Here is a 2,870-nt window from a genome sequence, read left to right on the forward strand (position 1 = left end):
CCCCTCCCAAGTAGTCTGAAACTCCCAGCCCGCTTGGGAGTATCGGCCGATGTGCAATCCCCGCCCCCTTGCCATAGTTGCGGAAAAAGGTCAACGGTCAGGCCTCGATGACCGCAATTGCTCTGGAGAACGTCATGGCTATTCGCGAGCAAAACTCATCGCTAACGGGCGATACGGCCACAACTTTGATTACCACCAGCGGTCTGATCGTCGTGGCCACCGGCGAGGACGTTTCGCTGGACGAAACGGCCGGGCTGCAGAACGCCACCGCCACGCCAAGCCCCGCAGGAGACGCTGACGACAACGACATTCTGGTGGCATCCCTGCCCTCGGCCTTCGCTACCCGTTTGACCGCACTGGGTGCAGGTACCGCAACGGGTGCGGCCTTGAGTGGCTACACCGGTGCCGCGGGCAACACGGGCAGCAATGCGTTCACCCTCACCGCTGACCCCGGAGCAATCATTACCGATGTCAGCTTCGTCGACAGCACTGGCGCACCGCTCAATGGCCTGGACAGCGGACTGGATACCCTCGATGGCACCAGCATCCTTCTCTATACCGATACGAACAACAACATCGTTGTGGGCCGAGCCGGGAGCGCAACCGGCGCGATCGTGTTCGCGGGCTATATCGAAGAAACCGGATCACCGGTCTCAGGCGGCAAGATCTGGACCGTGGAATTCCAACCGCTCAAGCATCCAGATACGACGAACCCCGATGATTCGCTCAATCTGCTGAACAAGGTTTTCATCGGCGCCAGCCAGGACGTGGATTTCACCCTGGATGGCGCGCCGTCGGGCCAGCAGTTGTTCCTGATGTTCACCACCGAAGGCGCGACGGCTGATGTGAACGGCCGGATTCCCGGTGTCTCGATCATCGTCACCGGCAAGAATCCGCTGAATCAGTCGGCAAGCAACGATGCCATCACCAGCGCCGACACGGTCAACAGCAGCCAGGGCGGGAGCGGCGACACGACCCTGGGTACCAACAACCAGGCGATCACCGAACAGGAAGGCCTGCGCTTCAGCTTCGTCACCGGTTCCAGGGCGGACGTCACAATCCCCAACCTGAGCCCGGGCGAAGCGGGTGTCGAAGCGAACATCGACTTCACCCAGTACTTCGGCACCCGCTCCGCGACCTTCAAGGTCGTGCAGGAGACGGGCGGCACAACGGCGAAGATCCTGCTCACCGCCTTCAAGAACGCCGACAACGTCAACGGGTCGCAGAGCGGCGTCAACTTCGTCGACAGCTACGCCGACGACGCCACCGAAAAAGTCGCGATCACCAACGGCAGTGTCACCGTGAAGACGTTCGCGGGCGCCACCGTCAGCGGCGTCGTCATCACCTACAACGCCGACGGCACGGTGCTGATCACCGGCGTTCCGACCGACTCGCAGATCACCTACGGCACGGCGACCGACCACAACCGCGTGCTGATCGAGAACGCCGGGTTGCTGACCGACAAGAACGGCGACAAGACGCACGCCGACTTTGACATCGGTGGCTTCGAGGTGCTGCAGACCAGCACGGCAACCGCCGAAATCGGCTCCAAGATGATCTTCGATGACGACGGGCCGAGCGCGGACGTGGCCGATGGCGGTGGCGCGGTGACGATCGACGAAACGGCCGGCAACCAGGATAACGACAGCGACGCGGCGGCGGTTCTGGCGTTGTTCGACACGGAAGTGGCGAACAAGGGCACAGACTTGAATCCAACCGAGTTCGCGATCAGCACCACACCTTTGGCCACCACGACGCTCAGCAGTTTTGGCCAGGATGCCGCGGGCGGGACGAAAGTGCTGTCGCTGGCGATTGTCGGCGGTAACGGCACCGACTCGCTGCTCGACACCACCGATGGCAAGAACATCTTGCTGTTCAAGGAAGGCGATCTGATTGTCGGTCGCTATAACGTGAACAATGACCCGGTCACCGGTGCCGATCCGGCGGCGTTCGCGATTGCGTTGCAGCAGGACGGCAACGTGGCGGTGGCGCAGTATGTCTCGCTCACGCACGGCACCCCCGGCGACGGGACGACCCCGCCTGGCAGCTACGACGAATCGGTCGATCTGACCGGCCTGGTCAACGCGGTGGTGACGGTGACCGATGGCGACGGCGACACCAGCACTGACAGCGTCGGCATCGGCGACGACATCAACTTCGACGACGACGGACCGAGCGCGGACGTGGCCGATGGCGGCGGCGTGGTGACCATCGACGAAACGGCCGGCAACCAGGATAACGACAGCGACGCACCGGCGGTTTCGGCGCTGTTCGCCGCAGTGGCGAACAAGGGCACGGACTTGAATCCAACCGAGTTCGCGATCAGCACCACGCCTTTGGCCACCACGGCACTCAGCAGCTTTGGCCAGGATCAGGAGAATGGGACGAAAGTGCTGTCGCTGGCGATTGTGGGCGGTAACGGCACCGACTCGCTGCTCAACACCACTGATGGCAAGGACATCAAGCTGTTCAAGGAAGGCGACCTGATTGTCGGCCGCTATGACGTGGCCAATGGCACGGTAACGATAGACGATCCAGCGGCGTTCGCGATTGCGCTGCAGCAGGACGGCAACGTGGCGGTGGCGCAGTATGTCTCGCTCACCCACCCCACCGCCGGCAGCACGCCGGCGGACCATGACGACCGGGTCGACCTGGCCGGCCTGGTCAACGCGGTGGTGACGGTGACCGACGGCGACGGCGACACCAGCACTGACAGCGTCGGCATCGGCGACGACATCAACTTCGACGACGACGGACCGGCGGTGTCGGCCAACAACACGGTGTTGCTCGACGACGATGCGCTCGCGGGTAATCCTGGAGGCACGGGCGACGATACAGATGCGGCTAACACGAGCGGCACTCTGGGCCAC

1 protein-coding gene is annotated in these 2,870 nt (G+C 63.1%); it reads left to right on the forward strand.

Annotated elements, in window-relative coordinates:
• Window positions 1-134 precede the first annotated feature (134 nt).
• On the forward strand, window positions 135-2,870 hold a 2,736-nt coding region (locus HCU66_RS26790), incomplete at its 3' end, for a DUF5801 repeats-in-toxin domain-containing protein (RefSeq protein ID WP_241015711.1).

This window comes from Pseudomonas frederiksbergensis (assembly GCF_017114915.1).
GTDB lineage: Bacteria > Pseudomonadota > Gammaproteobacteria > Pseudomonadales > Pseudomonadaceae > Aquipseudomonas > Aquipseudomonas frederiksbergensis_I.